Here is a 14,900-nt window from a genome sequence, read left to right on the forward strand (position 1 = left end):
GAAGGGCCCGGTCTGCCCATACGCCCAGACGTCGCTGGAGCGGGGCACCTTCTACCTGGGCGTCCATCCCGGAACGCCGGACGGCGCCGAGGCGGCCGAGGTGCTCGACGGCTACCGGGACTGGTTCCTCCGGCTGGTCTCGCCGCCCGGGGTGTCCCCGCAGTACCGGACCATCCTGGTGCTCTTCCCCGACCTGTCCGAGGCCGGGGCGGCCGAGGTGATCGACGCCGCCCAGGAGGCGCTCAAGTCGCGTTACGTCTCCGAGGGACTGATGATCGGGGAGTTCTACCCCGGCCCGCCGCCCAAGGCCGGGCTCTGGAACCCCGGGTTCCGGCCGCTGGGCAGCCCGGTCCCGCTGCTGGCGGTCCGGCACATGGTCGCCACCGACTTCCCGTTCCTGCGCGAGGACCCCGCACACCTGGCCGCCTACCTGGAGCGGTTCGGCCACCGCCCGCCCGCCGCGCTCAGGGAGGAGATCCAGGCGGCTGCCCGCCACCACGGCCTGCTGGCCGCGACCTGACCGTCCGACGTCCCGAGGTCCGCGAGCATCGCGTTCAGCCCGCGGACCGAGGGTCGGTCACAGAGGAGCCGGTGGCGCAGCGGGACCCCGAGCGGGTCACGCAACAGTACGGCCCGCGCCCAGGGGGGTCCTCCCGGGTGCGGGCCGTACCGGCATGTGACCGGCGGATCAGACGCCGAGCAGCTCGGCGGCCGCCTGGGCGTTGGCGCGGGCGGCGCCGTACGTGGCGAGGTAGGTGACGCCCTCGGGCCGCCAGATCGGCAGGCCCATCTCGACCACCGTGGCGTCGGGGCGGGCGCTCAGCAGCGCGGAGACCACCGACTTGCTGGACTCGTAGCGGTGGGCGTCCTTGACCACGACGATCAGGGAACGGCCGATGGCACGCTCCAGGATGCCCGGGACGTCCGCGGCCTCGGGCTTGACCCGGAAGATCTCCGCCTGCGGCAGCAGGGGCGCGAAACCCCACGGAACGTCGCCGACGGCGATGGTCGGCGGGGTGTCCACCTCCACCACCAGCGGGTCGACCAGCGGGGACGCCGAGCCGGTGAGGCTGATCGCGCGGCGGGCGGCGGCCAGGCCGATCAGGTTCTCCTCTGCCTGACCCGCGCGGGGCATGCCGAACCAGGCGCGCAGGCGCTCCACCCGCTCGGCCGCCGCCTCCAGCCGGGCCCGCGGCAGCCGGCCGTCCCCGACCGCGGCGACGATCTCGGCGATGATCCGGTGGACGTCCTCCTCGGTCGGCAGCGGGCCGAGGCAGAGCAGGTCGGCCCCGGCGGCCAGCGAGAGCACCGAGCCGCCGGCCAGGCCGTAGGCGTCGGTGACGGCCTTCATGTCGAGGGCGTCGGAGACGATCACGCCGTCGTAGCCCAGCTCGCCGCGGAGCAGACCGGTCAGGGCGGCGGTCGACAGCGTGGCCGGGGCGGTGCCGGTCAGGGCCGGGACGCGGACGTGCGCGGTCATGATGGACCTGGTCCCGGCGTCGATCGCGGCGCGGAAGGGCACGAGCTCGCGCTCCCGCAGCAGTTCGAGGGAGGCGTCGACGAGCGGGACCTCCAGGTGGGAGTCCTGGCGGGTGGCGCCGTGGCCGGGGAAGTGCTTGACGCAGGCGGCCACGCCGGCCGCCTGGAGGCCGTGGACCGCGGCGACGGTGTGCCGGGCGACCAGCGCGGTGTCCGGCCCGAACGAGCGGGTGCCGATCACCGGGTTGTCGTCGGCGGTGTTCACGTCGGCGGACGGCGCCATGTCGAGGTTGACGCCGCACCGGGCCAGGTCGTCGCCGATGGAGCGGTAGACGCGCCGGGTCAGCTCGACGTCGTCGACGGCGCCGAGGGCGGCGTTGCCGGGGTAGGGGCTGCCCACGTGGTAGTCGAGGCGGGTGACGTCGCCGCCCTCCTCGTCCAGTGAGATGACCGGGTCGCCGGCCTCGCGCAGGCGGGCGGTCAGTCCGGACAGCTGGGCGGGGTCCGCGACGTTGAAACCGAAGAGAGTGACGCCGCCGAGACCGTTCTGCAGGTCCCGGAGCACCCATTCAGGGGCGGTGGTGCCCTGGAAGGCGACGAGCAACGTGCCGGCCGCGAGACGACGCAGCCCCTGATCGCTGGAGTCCGCGATGAGCTCAGACATGGCGCTACCTGATTCCTTACCTGAGGTTAGGGGGTGTCGAATATGAGACAGGGCTGGTACGGCTCGCGCCTTGTGGGTGCGGAGCCGTACCAGCCCCAGGAGGGGTTAGCCCTTGACGGCGCCCGAGACGAGGCCGGTGACCATCCGTCGCTGCACCAGGAGGAAGAAGACGACGACGGGGATCGTCATCATCGTGGAGCCGGCCATGATGGCGCCCCAGTCGGTGCCCCGCTGCCCGAAGAAGAACTGCAGCGCGACGGGCATCGTGTAGCCCGAGGAGTCCGACATCAGGATGAGCGCGAAGATCAGCTCGTTCCAGGCGGTGATGAACGAGAAGATGCTCGTCGCCACCAGGCCGGGGGCCACCAGCGGGAACAGGACCTTCCAGAAGGTCGTGAACCGGCTGGCGCCGTCGATCCAGGCGGCCTCCTCCAGGGATTTGGGCACCGCGGCGACGAACGTGCGCAGCATCCAGATGCCGAAGGGGAGGGTCAGGCCGACGTTGATGACGATCAGGCCCAGCAGCTGGTCGTAGAGGCCGAGCCGCTTGACGTTGAGGAAGAGCGGGATGAGCAGGGCCTCGGCCGGGATCATCTGGACGATGAGCAGCAGGACCAGGAAGCCGGCGCGGCCCCTGAACCTGAAGCGGGCGATGGCGGTGGCCGCCAGCAGCGCGAAGACGGCGCCGATGAGCACGGTGCCCAGGGCCACGATCGCGCTGTTGCGCATGTAGAGCCAGATGGAGTTGCCGGCCACGCCCTCGCTGAGGACCCGGTCCAGGTGTTCGAGGGTGAACTCCGTGGGGAACGGGATGAAGTCCGTCGTGAAGATCTGGTCGTTGGTCTTGAAGGAGGTCGAGACCATCCAGTAGACGGGGAAGACCGCGAATATGAAGACCAGGACGCCGGCGGCGTTGAGCGCGGCCTTCGTGAGGCGCTTGCGTGCGATCGGAGTCATCACATCTCCTCCGTCTTCACGATCTGCCGGACGTAGACGGCGGTGACGACCAGCAGCAGCAGGGTGAGGATCACCGCGATCGCCGCACCGGTGCCCATCTTCGGCGGGCTGCGGAAGGCCTCGGCGAAGGAGAACATGGACAGGTTGAACGCCTCACGGTTGGTCGGACCGTTCATCAGCACGTAGAGCTGGCTGAAGACCTTGAAGTTCCAGATGATGGACAGGATCGTCAGCACCGAGAACACCGGCTTGAGCAGCGGCAGGGTGATCTTCCTGAAGGTCCGCCAGGGGCCGGAGCCGTCGACCCTCGCCGCCTCGTAGAGCTCGGTGGGGATGCCCTTGAGGCCGGCCAGCACCGACACCGCGATGAACGGGAACGAGGCCCAGACCACGCAGACGATCAGCACGAGATAGATGGTGACCGCGTCGTTGAGCCAGGGCTCGCCGGTCCAGTCGGACCGCCCGAACAGCAGGCTGGACAGCCAGTCCGGGAGCAGGTTGAGCACCCAGTTGATCATTCCGGCGTCGGCGTCGAAGAGCCAGCGCCAGATGACGCCCTGGGCGACCGGCGGTACCGCCCAGGCGGACATGATGCCGACGACCACGAACGTGGACATCTTCTTGCCGAGCTTGTTGAGCAGCGCGCCCACCGCGGTCCCGAGGACCAGCGTCAGGGTCACCGTGATGGCGGCGAACACGACGGTGTTGCGGAGCGAGGACCAGAAGATCTCGTTGTCCAGCACCTTGGTGTAGTTGTCCCAGCCCACCCAGTCGGCCGGCTTCTTGCCGTTGATCTGGGGGATGCCCACCTTCTGGAACGAGATGACGATCATCTGGAACAGCGGGTAGAGCAGCAGTCCGGCGATCACCACGAGGCCGGGCACGAGCAGGGCGTACGGGATGACCCACGGAGGGAGCCCGCTGGCCTTGGCTGGGCGTTGCGGGCTGTGACGGCGCCGCCCCGGGGCGGGGGGGTTGCCCCCGCCCCGGGCGATCGTAGACGTGTTCGTCATGTGACTACTGGTTCAGGATCTCTTCGATTTCCCCGTTGGCCTTGCTGAGCGCCTCGTCAGCGGTGGCCTTGCCCTCGATGACGGAGCGCGCGGCGTTCTGCAGCACGGCCTTGGTCTCGTTGGCCTCGGTCCAGTTGGAGTCGGCCGGGAAGGCCTTGGCCTTGGCGAAGGCCGCCGCGAACGGGGCCAGCGCCGGGTCCGAGCTCAGCTTCGCCAGCGCCTCGGGGTAGATCGGCAGCAGGCCGCCCTCGGTGGCGTAACGGCCCGCCCACTCCTTGTTGGTGGCCATCTTCAGGTACTCGGCCGCGAGTTCCTTGTTCTTGGCGCTGTCCCAGATGGCGATGTCGTTGCCGCCGAAGAAGGACGGGGCCTCGCCGCCGGACTTGGCCGGCAGCGGGAAGAAGGCCAGCTTGTCGGCCTTCAGCTTGCCCTTGCTGTCCACCTCGATGCCGGGCAGGTCCCAGCCGGCGGTCAGGTACATGCCGACCTTGTTGTTGGCGAAGCGCTTGCGGATGTCCACCGTGTTCTGGGTGAGACGCGACTTACCGGACAGGCCGTCGGTGACCAGGCCCGTGTAGGTGGCGAAGCCGGCCTTGAACTTGGGGTCGGTCACCTTGCCGACCCACTTGTCGCCCTCCTTGAGGGCGTACTCGCCGCCCTCGGACCAGGCGAACGCGCCGAGCAGGTGGTTGGCGTCGGAGCCGCCGTTGAAGGCGAAGCCGTCGACGTCCTTGCCCTTCTCCGCCTGGATCTTCTTGGCCGCGGCGACCAGCTCGTCCCAGGTCTTGGGGACCTCGATGTCGAGCTCCTTGAACCAGTCCTTGCGGTAGAGCACCGCGCGGGAGCCGGCGCCCCAGGGCAGGGCGTAGACCTCGTTGTCGATGGTCTCCAGGCCGAGCAGGTTCTTCGGGATCTCGGCCTGGTCGCCGGCCTCGACCAGCGGGGTGACCGGGGCGAGGGCCTCCTGGCTCTGCCAGAGCGGCACCTGGTCGTTGCCGATCTCGGTGACGTCCGGGCCGGCGCCGCCCGCGGCGGCGGCGGTGAACTTGTCGTTCACCTGGGGCCACGGGATCCACTCAAGCTTGATCTTGGCGCCGGACTCCTTCTCGAAGGCCGCGTTCAGGTCGTCCATGTATTTCTGGGCGGCCGGGTTGCTGTCACCGAGACGCCACACGGTCAGGGTCTGGCCGGCGTACTTCGGACCGGAGGCCGCGGTGGAGGCGCCGGCCTGCGGGTCGGCGCTCTTGGCGGGCTCGCTGGCGGAGCCACATGCGGCGAGGCCCAGGGCCAGGGCGGCGGTGGTAGCAGTCGTAACCGCGATCTTCGTGATTTTCACTTCGGGGTTCTCCCTTCCCGGCTTCGCGTCGGGGTCGCGCTTCGGGTGCCGGCGCGGTCCCCATGCCCCGCCACACCTGGTCGAAGGCGCCTCCTCACGGTCGGCGCTCTGACATCCCGCAGCCTGCTGTCACTCTTGCCTGCGGGCTGACTAGGGCTAAACTAACAAGAAACTTTCTTAAAAGAAACGATCGTTAGCGGATCGTGACGGGGGGAGCAGACTTGTCCAGACGCCCGGGGACGCCCCGGCTGCTGCGCCAGCTCAATGACCGCGCGGCGCTGGAGCTCCTGCTGTCCAGCGGCCCACTCACCCGAGCTGAGCTGGGAGAACACACAGGTCTCTCCAAGGTGACGGCGGGTCAGTTGCTGGCCAGGCTGGAGGACCGCGACCTCGTCGCGGTGGTCGGCGAGCAGGCCGGCGGGCGCGGGCCCAACGCCGCGCTGTACGGCGTCGTGCCCTCGTGCGCCTACGTCGTGGGACTCGATGTGCTGCCGGACCGGATCAGCGCCGGGGTGGCCGACATCACCGGCGAGACCGTCGCCGAGATCTCGGTGGACCCCAACGGCCACGACGACCCGGTCCGGCTCGTGCACAGCGCCGTGGAGAAGGCGTGCGCGTCGGCGGGCATCCCGATGACCGGCCTGCGCGCCTTCGTGATCGGCACCCGGGGCGTCGTCGACCCCCGGACCGGCGACGTCCGCTTCTCCTTCGACCTGCCCTCCTGGCACGAGGGCGTGCTCGCCGGGCTCCGCCACGACCTCAACGTCCCCGTGACGATCGAGAACGACGTGAACCTGGCCGCGCTGGCCGAGCGCTGCCACGGCGCGGCCCAGGGCATGGACGACTTCGTGCTCGTGTGGGCGGGCGTCGGCCAGGGACTGGGAGTCATGCTCGGCGGGCGCCTGCACCGCGGCTTCACCGGCGGCGCGGGGGAGATCGGCTGGCTCCCGGTCCCCGGGGAGCCGCTCCCCACCGACGTGGGCGAACCCCAGTCCGGCTCGTTCCAGCGTCTGGTCGGCGGCGACGCCGTGGCCGGCCTGGCGGGCGCGCACGGCGTCGCCGGCGACTCGCCCGGCGACCACGTCCGTACGGCCGTCGCCGGCGGATCGGACGGTTTCCTCGACGAGCTGGCCGGGCGGCTGGCGGTCGGCGTGGCGGCGGTGGCCGTGGTCCTGGACCCCGCGCTGATCGTGCTCGGCGGCGACGTCGGCCGGGCCGGCGGGAGCGCGCTCGCGGCCAGGGTCGAGGAGGCCGTGGCCAGGGTCTGCCCCAGCCAGCCGAGGGTCGTGACGACGCGGGTCCAGGGCAACCCGGTGCTGCGCGGCGCCCTGGTCTCGGCCCTGGAGCAGGCCCGCGAACAGGTATTCTCGCAAACGGTGTGAGAATTACCGCTATGCGAGACATCGTGCTGATCTCCGACCCCCGGGTCGCCGCGATCCCCGTCGAAGAGTCCGGGGAGCGGCTGGCCGACGTGCGCGGACGGCTGCGGGTGGACAGGCGGCTGGCCGACTCCGAGGGGGCCTTCGCCCACCTGCGGCAGGGGCTGCTGACCCGGCTGGAGGGCGCGCAGGCGCAGCTCCCGCCGGGCTACCGGCTGCTGGTCGTGGAGGGCTACCGGCCGCTGGCGATGCAGCAGCGGATCTTCGAGGAATACTCGGCGGAGCTGCGGGTGGTGTTCCCGGAGATGTCGCCCGAGGAGATCTGCGTGGCGGCGAGCCGTTACGTCTCGCCGGTCGAGGTCGCCCCGCACACCGCGGGGGCGGCGGTGGACCTGACCCTGTGCACCGACGACGGGGACGAGCTCGACATGGGCACCCCGCTCAACGCCACCCCCGAGCAGAGCGGGGGCGCATGCTACACCGACGCCCCCGGCCTGTCGTCCGAGGCCCGCCACCACCGCCGGCTCCTCGGCACCGCCCTGACGGCCGCCGGCCTGGTCAACTACCCCACCGAGTGGTGGCACTGGTCCTACGGCGACCGCTACTGGGCCATGACCACCGGGGCCGCCTCCGCCGTGTACGGCCCCACCTCCTTCTGAGCCTCCGGGCTTCCGGGCCGCGCCCTCCCTCCGGCCCCGGGCGCGGGCGCGGGCGCCGGCCCCGCCTTCCCGGACCTTGAGCCGCGCCTTCCGCTACAGGTCGGGGACCGGGACGCGCCAGCGGAGGGGGTGACCGGGGGCGGTGCCGATCAGCCGGCCGGCGTGGGCGGTGAGGACGGTGCAGCCGCCCGCCCCGCACAGGTCGCTCCACTCGGCGGGCGCCGCCACCGGCAGGCGCGTGCGGACGCGGCCCGCCACGTCGGCGATGTAGAGGCGGCCGTTCATGGAGGTGAGCGCGGTGGCGTCGGTGCCGCCGCCGACCAGGATCCACTCGGAGGTCTCCGGAGGCAGCCGCCACAGGCCGCCGTCGGCGGTGGCGGCCCACAGGTCGCCGTCCACCAGGGCCAGCCCGACCCCGCCGGAAGGCGCCTGGCCGAGCACGGTCCAGGGGGAGGCGAGATCGGAGTCGCGGTAGACGAGCCGGCCGTCGCCGGTCAGGCCGTACAGGCCGATGGGCCTGGTGGTGGACGCCTCACGCGGGGTGGCCATGGCCACGACGCCGCCGCCGGAGCCCACCCGGCGCCAGCGCAGGTTCTGGCCGGAGACCTCCCTGCGGTACAGCGAGCCGTCCTCGCCCACGCCGTAGAGCTGGGAGTCGCACGCGGTCAGCGCCCGCAGGGAGCACTCGGGGCCGATGACCTCCCACCCGGCGGACGGGCGTGACAGCCGGTCCAGCACGTTACGGGTGATCCGGTCCACGGCGGGGTCGTGCAGGGTGTTGCCCCAGTTCACGGTGGAGGCGGTGAACACCGTCCCGGCGCCGAGGCCGAAGACGCCCATGGTGGCCATGCCGCCCTGGCCGTAGCGGTGCCAGTGGCGCAGGTCGGCGGTGGCGAGGACGACGAAGGACGGCGGGGTGCCGTCGCGGCCGGTGGCCACCGGGACGCCGTCCACCTCGGTGAAGTCGCAGGCGTCGGTCTCGTAGCCGATGGCGCCCCGGCCGAACCTGTCGCCCTCGCCCAGCCCGGTCCCGTCGAAGACCCAGTGCTCGGGGAACCGGGTGGTGTAGGACTCCTCGTGCATCAGCTTCATGTACGGTCCCCAGGTACCGGCGCCGCGCCGGAAACTGACCCCCGTCAGCGTGTTCTCCGGCCGGTTCACCGGCGCGCTGGACCACTCGACCGTGGTGAGCCCGGGCTCCACGGCGGCCATCGGGTCGGTGACCGCGTCGCGGTAGCAGACCATGGTCCGCCCGCCGTCCTCCAGCCGGAACTGCCACCAGCAGGTGTTGCCGGAGAACACCGCCAGGTTGCCGCCCCGGCGGACGAACTCCTCGACGCTGTCGCGCATCCCCGCCGTCCAGTACTCGTCGTGGCCGTTGACCACCAGCAGCCGGTAGCCCGACAGGAGCGCCGAGCCGTCGTGCAGGTCCAGCCCCGAGCAGTAGTCCACCTCGTATCCGGCCGGGCCGAGCCAGCGCAGCATCCCCTCCTCCCAGCGCTCGGGCGGCGGGCCGCCGCCGGGCCGGTCGAAGGAGACCCGCGAGGCCCGGCCGGCCTGCTCGGTCCAGTAGATGGACTCGCCGGGGATGCCCGCCCGGTTGTACGCCTGCCAGGTCGGGAACGGGATCGACAGCAGGATCGGCGAGCGCGGGCGGGCGGCCCGCACCGCGAAGTAGACCTCGGAGACGTCGTCGTCGGCGGTGAACACCGCCCGGTAGAGCGAGCTCGGCAGGTCCGCGGGGACGTCGAGCGTCCACAGCGGCCCGCTGAACTCCGCGTCGGACACGGCCGTGTCCGCGCAGACGTCCTCCACCAGGACCGAGCCGCGCAGCGGGGCCCGGGAGGCGCGGGCGAGGTGGAAGCCGAGCGTGCCGCCCTGGACGCAGGAGGTGGCCTCGGCGTAGGCGTAGACCGTCATCCCACCGGCTCCAGCACCTCGCGGAACGCCGCCTCCACCAGCAGCGACTCCATGTCGCGCAGGTAGCGTTCCATGGCCGGCCGGGGCAGGTAGCGGGTGTCGGCGGTCAGCGAGACGCCCAGCCCGCCGGGCTCGCCGGTCACGTGCAGGCAGAACCGGCAGTTGAGCCGCTCCTGGCTGAGCGGCCAGGTCAGGGCCGTCTCGTCCATCGCCTGCCGTACCGTCCGCTCGTCGTGGGAGGCGTCCACCCGGTCGATGAAGCGCATGTCGTTGAAGCAGCAGTAGGGGTGGATCCCGGTGCCCCGTTCCCGGCTGATCCGGGCGGTCAGCCGGTCCCGGTCGCCCGGGTCGTGGTAGGCGGAGCGGTAGGCGCGCAGCGCGGCCGGCTTGGCCGCCCGCAGCAGGTCGGCGAAGGCGGCGCCGCCGCGCAGGTCCAGCACGAACAGGCCCTCCTGGGAGAGGGTGGTGACCGCGTTCGCGGTGTCGCCGCGGAAGCGGTTGCCCACGATCGGCAGCATCGCGCACACGTCGTGCCCGGTCACGGCCCCGACCAGCACGGACGCGCCGGCCAGCAGCACGGTCGAGGTGCTCACGCCGTGTACGGCGGCGATCCGCTGGACGGCCAGGTCCATCGCCCGGGAGACGATCCGCGCCCGCCGGATGGGCGGGCTCTCCGGCACGGCCACGGGCCGGTCGAACATGGTCGGCGGGATCCGCCGGTAGCCGTCCTCCCAGTGCTCGGCGGCGGTCCGGGCGACCTTCAGCCCCCGCTCCGACCGCTGCCAGCGGGCCAGCTCCAGCGGCGAGGGCGGCGGCGGCCCGGGTACGGCCCCGCGGAGCAGCAGCAGCCGCAGGTCCGTGATCGCCGCCTCGGCGCCGAGGCCGTCGGCCGCCAGGTGGCAGAAGACGAGCACGATGTGGGTGACGGCCCCGTCGGCGACCACGAGGCCGACCCGGAGCGGCCACTCGTCCCCGTAGTCGAAGGCCCTGGCCGCCAGCGCCTCCAGCAGCCGGTCCGGATCACCGGCCGACACGGTGGCCGGGATGGCGCCGGAGGTCCCCAGCACCTGGGACGGCCCCGCCCCCAGCCTGGTCCGCAGCGACTCGTGCCGCTCCACCAGCGCGCCCAGGGCCGCGGCCGCCCGCTCGACGGTGAGCGGCCGGGCCCGCCTGGGCACGGCGAGCACGCGGCCGAAGTTGAAGTAGTGGTCGTCCGGCGCCGTCTTCTGGATCGTGTCCCAGATGGCCCGCTGCCCCCAGGTCAGCGGCGCCGTGTCCGATCGGCTCCCCGAGAACCGGATGTCCATGTGCCTCTCCCGTTCGAGACGTGCCGAGCACGTCCGCGAGGTGTTCAGGAGCCGGTGCGTCCGGCCCCGGCGATGTAGCGCTCCAGCGCGTCCAGGTCGTCCAGCAGGTCGAACCCGTCGCCCGACAGGTCGATCTCGACCCCGAACTCGGTCTCCACCGCGTCGATCAACCGCATCTGCGCCAGGGACGTGACCCCCAGCGCCGACAGCGGGACCGTCGCGGCGAGCGCCTCCTTGGCCGTCACCGCGCCGTCCGACGCCGTGGCCACCATCGCGGCCAGCCGTTCCCTAACCACCATTGCGGGCTCCTGTCGTGTGCCGCGGGCCGTCGTCATCGGAGATCCAGATCCACTCGTCACACACCGCCGGCCTCCCTGGCGCTGCGCGGGCGCATGTCAGTCCAGACCTGGTCGATGTGGGCCAGGCACTCGTCCCGGCTCCCGGCGGCGCCCTCCTCCCGCCAGCCGTCCGGCAGCTCCCGGCCGGTGGGCCAGATCGAATACTGCTCCTCGTGGTTGACCACGACGCGGTGACTCATCCCAGCTCCCCTTCTCCTTGAGGTGTTTGCACGAGACGGGCGGCCTCCTCCTCCGACAGCCCGTCGAGCTCGGCGATCAGCAGCTCCTCCACCGCCGCCGCGAGACCGGCCACGGTGCTCCGCGCGAACAGGGTCCGGATCGGCACGTCCACCTCGACGAGGGCGCGCAGCCTGGCGATGACGCGGGTGGCCAGCAGCGAGTGGCCGCCCAGGGCGAAGAAGTCGTCGAAGGCGCCGATCTCCCCGATCCCCAGCACCTCGCCGAAGACGTCGGCCACCAGCAGCTCGGCGTCGCCGCGCGGGGCGGTCGCCGCCCCCGTCCTGACCTCGGGCGCGGGCAGCGCGGCCCGGTCGATCTTGCCGCTGCGGGTCAGCGGGAGGGCGTCGAGGCCGACCCAGAGCGCCGGGACCATGTAGGCGGGCAGCGCGCCGGCCAGGTGCCTGCCCAGCTCCTCGCCCGTGGCGGTGCCCACGACGTAGCCGACCAGGGTCTCCTGGTGTACGGCCACCGCCGCCTGGCCGACGCCGGGATGCGCCAGGATCCTGGCCTCGACCTCGCCCAGCTCGACCCGGAAGCCCCTGACCTTGACCTGGTCGTCGTCGCGGCCGAGGAACTCCAGCCGCCCGTCGCTCCGCCAGCGGGCCCGGTCGCCGGTCCGGTAGATCCGTGAACCGCCGGGGCCGGGGACGAAGCGCTGCGCGGTCAGCGCGGGCCTGCCGAGGTAGCCCCGGGCGACCCCGGCCCCGGTCACGCACAGCTCGCCCGGCGCGCCCGGCGGCACGGGCTCGCCGTGGCCGTCCAGGACCATGACCCGGGTGCCGCCGATCGGGGTGCCGATCGGCGGCCTGCCGGGGGAGCCGTCCAGCTCGGCGGCCGTGGCGATGATCGTGGCCTCGGTCGGGCCGTAGGTGTTGACCAGCCGCACCCGGTCGCCGAAGCGCTCCCGCCAGCGGGCCACCGCCGCCTCGTGGACCTGCTCGCCGCCCAGGATCACCAGGCGCAGCGTCGGGGGCCAGGCGATCTCGTCGATCTGGTCGACCAGCGCGTGCCAGTAGGCCGTCGGCAGGTCCAGGACGGTGACCTGGTCCAGGTGGTCGGGCAGGGTGACGCCGCCGTCGGGCAGCAGCTCCAGCCGGGCCCCGGCGGCCAGGGTGGGGTAGATCTCCTCGGCGTGGGTGTCGAAGCTCAGCGAGGCGAACTGCACCACCCGGTCGCCGGGGCCCAGGCCGTACGCCTCACGCATCCACGCCACCCGCGCCGCGAGCCCCTCGTGTTCGACCACGACGCCCTTGGGCGTGCCGGTGGAGCCCGAGGTGTAGATCACGTAGGCGGCGGCGTCGCGCGGCGCGGGCTCCGGGACCCCCTGGTACGGCCCGGCCTCGGCCAGCACGTGGGAGGCCCCGCTGTCGGCCACCAGGAAGGCGAGCCGGTCCTCGGGGTAGTCGGGGTCGAGCGGGAGGTAGACGGCTCCGGCCCGCCAGACGGCCAGCAGCGCGGCGACGGTGTCCGGGGTCCGGCCCAGGCGGACGCCGACCACGTCGCCGGGGGCGACGCCGCGCGCCTGCAGGAGCGCGGCCAGCCCGTCGGCGCGCGCGTCCAGCTCGGCGTAGGTGAGCAGGGTCTGCCCGCACCCGACGGCCACCGCGTCCGGCGTGCTCCGCACGGCCGCCGCGAACAGGTCCGGCACGGCGGTCGCCGGCGGCTGGGCCGGGCCCTCGGACAGGCGGCGGAGCAGGGCGTCGTCGTCCCCGGTGCGCAGCGGGAGGGCGGAGACCCGCTCGCCGGCGGCCCCGGGCAGCGCGGTCAGGAGCAGGCGGAAGCGGCCGGCCAGCCCCTCGACGGTGGCCCGGTCGAACAGTTCGGCGTCGTAGACCAGGGTGATCAGCAGCTCGTGCTCGTCCTGCCAGGCCTCCAGCATCAGTTCGAGCTTGGCCTGCCGCATGCCGTGCTCGAAGGCCGTGGTGGTCAGCCCGGCGAAGGCGTCGTGGGCGTGCCCGGAGTCCTGCGTGTGCAGGATGAACATCGTCTGGAACAGGGGTGTGCGGGTGAGGTCCCGCTCGGTCCGCAGGGCCGTCACCAGCTCCTCGAACGGGACGCCCTGGTGGGAGAAGGCGTCCAGGACGCCGATCTGGGTCTCGCGCAGCAGGTCGGCGAAGGTGGGGTCGCCCGACAGGTCGCCGCGTAGGACCAGGGTGTCGCTGAGGTAGCCGACGACCGGTTCGAGCTGGACCCGGTCCCGGCCCGCGGTGGCCGTGCCGACCAGGATGTCGCTCTGGCCGGTGTGCCGGGCCAGGAGCACCTGGTAGGCGGCGAGCAGGACCATGAACATCGTGGCGCCGTGCTCCCTGCCCAGCCGGGTCAGCGCGCCGGCCTCGCCGGAGGTCAGCCGGACCGTCACCACGTCGCCGCGCCGGGCGGCGCCCGCGGTGCGCGGCCGGTCGGCCGGCAGCTCCAGCGGGGTCGGGTCGGCGAGCCGGTCGCGCCAGTAGGCGAGCAGGCCGCCGGTGTCGCGCTCGCGCTGCCAGCGGGCGACGTCGCCGAACTGGAGCGGCACCGGGGGCAGCTCCGCCCGGCCGGAGTAGAGATCCGACAGCTCGTCGAAGACGAGGTTGAGCGACCAGCCGTCGCCGAGGATGTGGTGGAGGACGAGGCACAGGACATGGTCGTCATCGCCGATCCTGACCAGCGTGACCCGCAGGGGCGGCCGGGAGGCCAGGTCCGGGAAGGGCCTGTTGGTCAGCGCTGCGACGAGCTCCAGGGCCCCGGCCTCGCCCTCGGCGCCCACCCGGTCGACGGCGACCGGGCCGGGCGGGTCGACGACCGTGACGGGGGCGCCGTCCACCTCGGGGAAGCGGGTGCGCAGGCTCTCGTGGCGGGCCACCGTGCCGTCCAGGGCCCTGCCCAGGGCGTCCAGGTCCAGCGGGCCCCGCAACCGCCTGACCAGGCACATGTTGTAGGAGGCGTCGTCCGGGTCGAGCCGGTTGAGGAACCAGAGCCGCTCCTGGCCGGCCGAGAGCGGCGCGGTGGTCCCCGCCGGCCGCGGCCGGGGCCCGTCGGCCGGCCCGTCCCCGGGACGGCCCTCCCGTCCTGCCGGCCCGTCCCCGGAGCCGGCGGCATGCCCGGCCGTCCCGTCCCCGGCGATGTAGGACCGCCTGTCCGTCCCGTCCCCGGAGCCGGCGGCGTGTCCCGCCCGCCCGTCCCCGGGGCCGGCGGGCTCCGCGCCGTCGCCGACCAGCTCCGCCAACGCGGCGACCGTCGGCCGCAGGAACACCTCCCGGACGGGCACCTCCGCGCCGGACAGCGCCGACAGCCGCGCGGTGACCATGGTCGCCAGCAGCGAGTGGCCGCCGAGCGTGAAGAAGTCGTCGTCCGCGCCGACCTCGGCCACCCCGAGCACCTCGGCGAAGACCTGTGCGACCAGCCGCTCGCCCGGAGTGCGGGGGGCTCTCGCCTCCCGCCGGGACCCGCCCTCCGCGTCCGGCAGCGCGCCGCGGTCGATCTTCCCGTTCGGCGTCAGCGGCAACGCCTCCACCTCGACGAACACGCTGGGCACCATGTATCCCGGCAGCTCCCGCCTGGCGTGCTCGCCGATCTCGTCGAGGAGCCCGCGGGCGTCCGGAGCCGGTACGGCGTAGGCGACCAGCCGG

At 73.0% G+C, this 14,900-nt stretch carries 12 protein-coding genes; 3 read left to right on the forward strand and 9 right to left on the reverse strand.

The window, feature by feature from the left end; translation table 11 throughout:
- Window positions 1-520: DUF6875 domain-containing protein (locus tag ACWDS7_RS37965; protein ID WP_451933192.1), on the forward strand; the 520-nt coding region annotated here is incomplete at its 5' end.
- Between the two features lie 168 nt (window positions 521-688).
- Here ACWDS7_RS37965 and ACWDS7_RS37970 read toward each other — a convergent pair.
- The 4 genes from ACWDS7_RS37970 to ACWDS7_RS37985 all read right to left on the reverse strand — a co-directional run bounded on the left by ACWDS7_RS37970 (window position 689) and on the right by ACWDS7_RS37985 (window position 5,449).
- Window positions 689-2,143, reverse strand: a complete 1,455-nt coding sequence (locus ACWDS7_RS37970) for a glycoside hydrolase family 3 protein (RefSeq protein ID WP_451933193.1) — start codon at window positions 2,141-2,143, stop codon at window positions 689-691.
- A gap of 105 nt (window positions 2,144-2,248) precedes the next feature.
- Window positions 2,249-3,100 carry a carbohydrate ABC transporter permease gene (locus tag ACWDS7_RS37975; protein WP_306857007.1) on the reverse strand — a complete coding sequence of 284 codons (852 nt, stop codon included), beginning with the start codon at window positions 3,098-3,100 and terminating at the stop codon, window positions 2,249-2,251.
- Window positions 3,100-4,113, reverse strand: coding sequence for a carbohydrate ABC transporter permease (locus tag ACWDS7_RS37980; protein WP_451933194.1), 1,014 nt, complete (start codon window positions 4,111-4,113; stop codon window positions 3,100-3,102). The genes ACWDS7_RS37975 and ACWDS7_RS37980 overlap by 1 nt, the downstream gene beginning before the upstream one ends.
- A 4-nt stretch (window positions 4,114-4,117) precedes the next feature.
- Complete coding sequence (locus tag ACWDS7_RS37985; RefSeq protein ID WP_306857009.1) at window positions 4,118-5,449, reverse strand: sugar ABC transporter substrate-binding protein; 1,332 nt, start codon at window positions 5,447-5,449, stop codon at window positions 4,118-4,120.
- 221 nt (window positions 5,450-5,670) lie between these two features.
- Between ACWDS7_RS37985 and ACWDS7_RS37990 the strand changes: the two genes are divergently transcribed.
- Together ACWDS7_RS37990 and ACWDS7_RS37995 are read left to right on the forward strand one after the other, a co-directional pair.
- On the forward strand, window positions 5,671-6,831 hold the full coding sequence (locus tag ACWDS7_RS37990) for an ROK family protein (RefSeq protein WP_451933195.1): 1,161 nt from the start codon (window positions 5,671-5,673) through the stop codon (window positions 6,829-6,831).
- A gap of 11 nt (window positions 6,832-6,842) precedes the next feature.
- The gene (locus ACWDS7_RS37995; protein ID WP_451933196.1) at window positions 6,843-7,487 is read left to right on the forward strand and encodes a M15 family metallopeptidase; all 645 of its coding nucleotides are present in this window, start codon (window positions 6,843-6,845) and stop codon (window positions 7,485-7,487) included.
- Window positions 7,488-7,580: 93 nt separating this feature from the next.
- On the opposite strand, the gene ACWDS7_RS38000 is transcribed toward ACWDS7_RS37995, so the two are convergent.
- The 5 genes from ACWDS7_RS38000 to ACWDS7_RS38020 form a co-directional block, all read right to left on the reverse strand.
- Window positions 7,581-9,407 carry a N,N-dimethylformamidase beta subunit family domain-containing protein gene (locus tag ACWDS7_RS38000; RefSeq protein ID WP_451933197.1) on the reverse strand — a complete coding sequence of 609 codons (1,827 nt, stop codon included), beginning with the start codon at window positions 9,405-9,407 and terminating at the stop codon, window positions 7,581-7,583.
- Window positions 9,404-10,714 carry a condensation domain-containing protein gene (locus ACWDS7_RS38005; protein WP_451933198.1) on the reverse strand — a complete coding sequence of 437 codons (1,311 nt, stop codon included), beginning with the start codon at window positions 10,712-10,714 and terminating at the stop codon, window positions 9,404-9,406. Before ACWDS7_RS38005 ends, ACWDS7_RS38000 begins: the two co-directional genes overlap by 4 nt.
- A 44-nt stretch (window positions 10,715-10,758) precedes the next feature.
- Complete coding sequence (locus tag ACWDS7_RS38010) at window positions 10,759-11,013, reverse strand: acyl carrier protein (RefSeq protein ID WP_451933199.1); 255 nt, start codon at window positions 11,011-11,013, stop codon at window positions 10,759-10,761.
- A gap of 56 nt (window positions 11,014-11,069) precedes the next feature.
- Window positions 11,070-11,252, reverse strand: coding sequence for an MbtH family protein (locus ACWDS7_RS38015; RefSeq protein WP_306857017.1), 183 nt, complete (start codon window positions 11,250-11,252; stop codon window positions 11,070-11,072).
- On the reverse strand, window positions 11,249-14,900 hold a 3,652-nt coding region (locus tag ACWDS7_RS38020; RefSeq protein ID WP_451933200.1), incomplete at its 5' end, for an amino acid adenylation domain-containing protein. The genes ACWDS7_RS38015 and ACWDS7_RS38020, both read right to left, overlap by 4 nt.

Source organism: Streptosporangium sp. NPDC003464 (genome assembly GCF_053588315.1).

What these genes read in the sequence shown, in the direction of transcription:
- ACWDS7_RS37970 (WP_451933193.1), bottom strand. Translation starts at nt 2,143, where the DNA reads ATGTCTGAGCTCATCGCGGACTCCAGCGATCAGGGGCTGCGTCGTCTC.
- ACWDS7_RS37975 (WP_306857007.1), bottom strand. Translation starts at nt 3,100, where the DNA reads ATGACTCCGATCGCACGCAAGCGCCTCACGAAGGCCGCGCTCAACGCC.
- ACWDS7_RS37980 (WP_451933194.1), bottom strand. Translation starts at nt 4,113, where the DNA reads ATGACGAACACGTCTACGATCGCCCGGGGCGGGGGCAACCCCCCCGCC.
- ACWDS7_RS37995 (WP_451933196.1), top strand. Translation starts at nt 6,843, where the DNA reads ATGCGAGACATCGTGCTGATCTCCGACCCCCGGGTCGCCGCGATCCCC.
- ACWDS7_RS38000 (WP_451933197.1), bottom strand. Translation starts at nt 9,407, where the DNA reads ATGACGGTCTACGCCTACGCCGAGGCCACCTCCTGCGTCCAGGGCGGC.
- ACWDS7_RS38005 (WP_451933198.1), bottom strand. Translation starts at nt 10,714, where the DNA reads ATGGACATCCGGTTCTCGGGGAGCCGATCGGACACGGCGCCGCTGACC.
- ACWDS7_RS38010 (WP_451933199.1), bottom strand. Translation starts at nt 11,013, where the DNA reads ATGGTGGTTAGGGAACGGCTGGCCGCGATGGTGGCCACGGCGTCGGAC.
- ACWDS7_RS38015 (WP_306857017.1), bottom strand. Translation starts at nt 11,252, where the DNA reads ATGAGTCACCGCGTCGTGGTCAACCACGAGGAGCAGTATTCGATCTGG.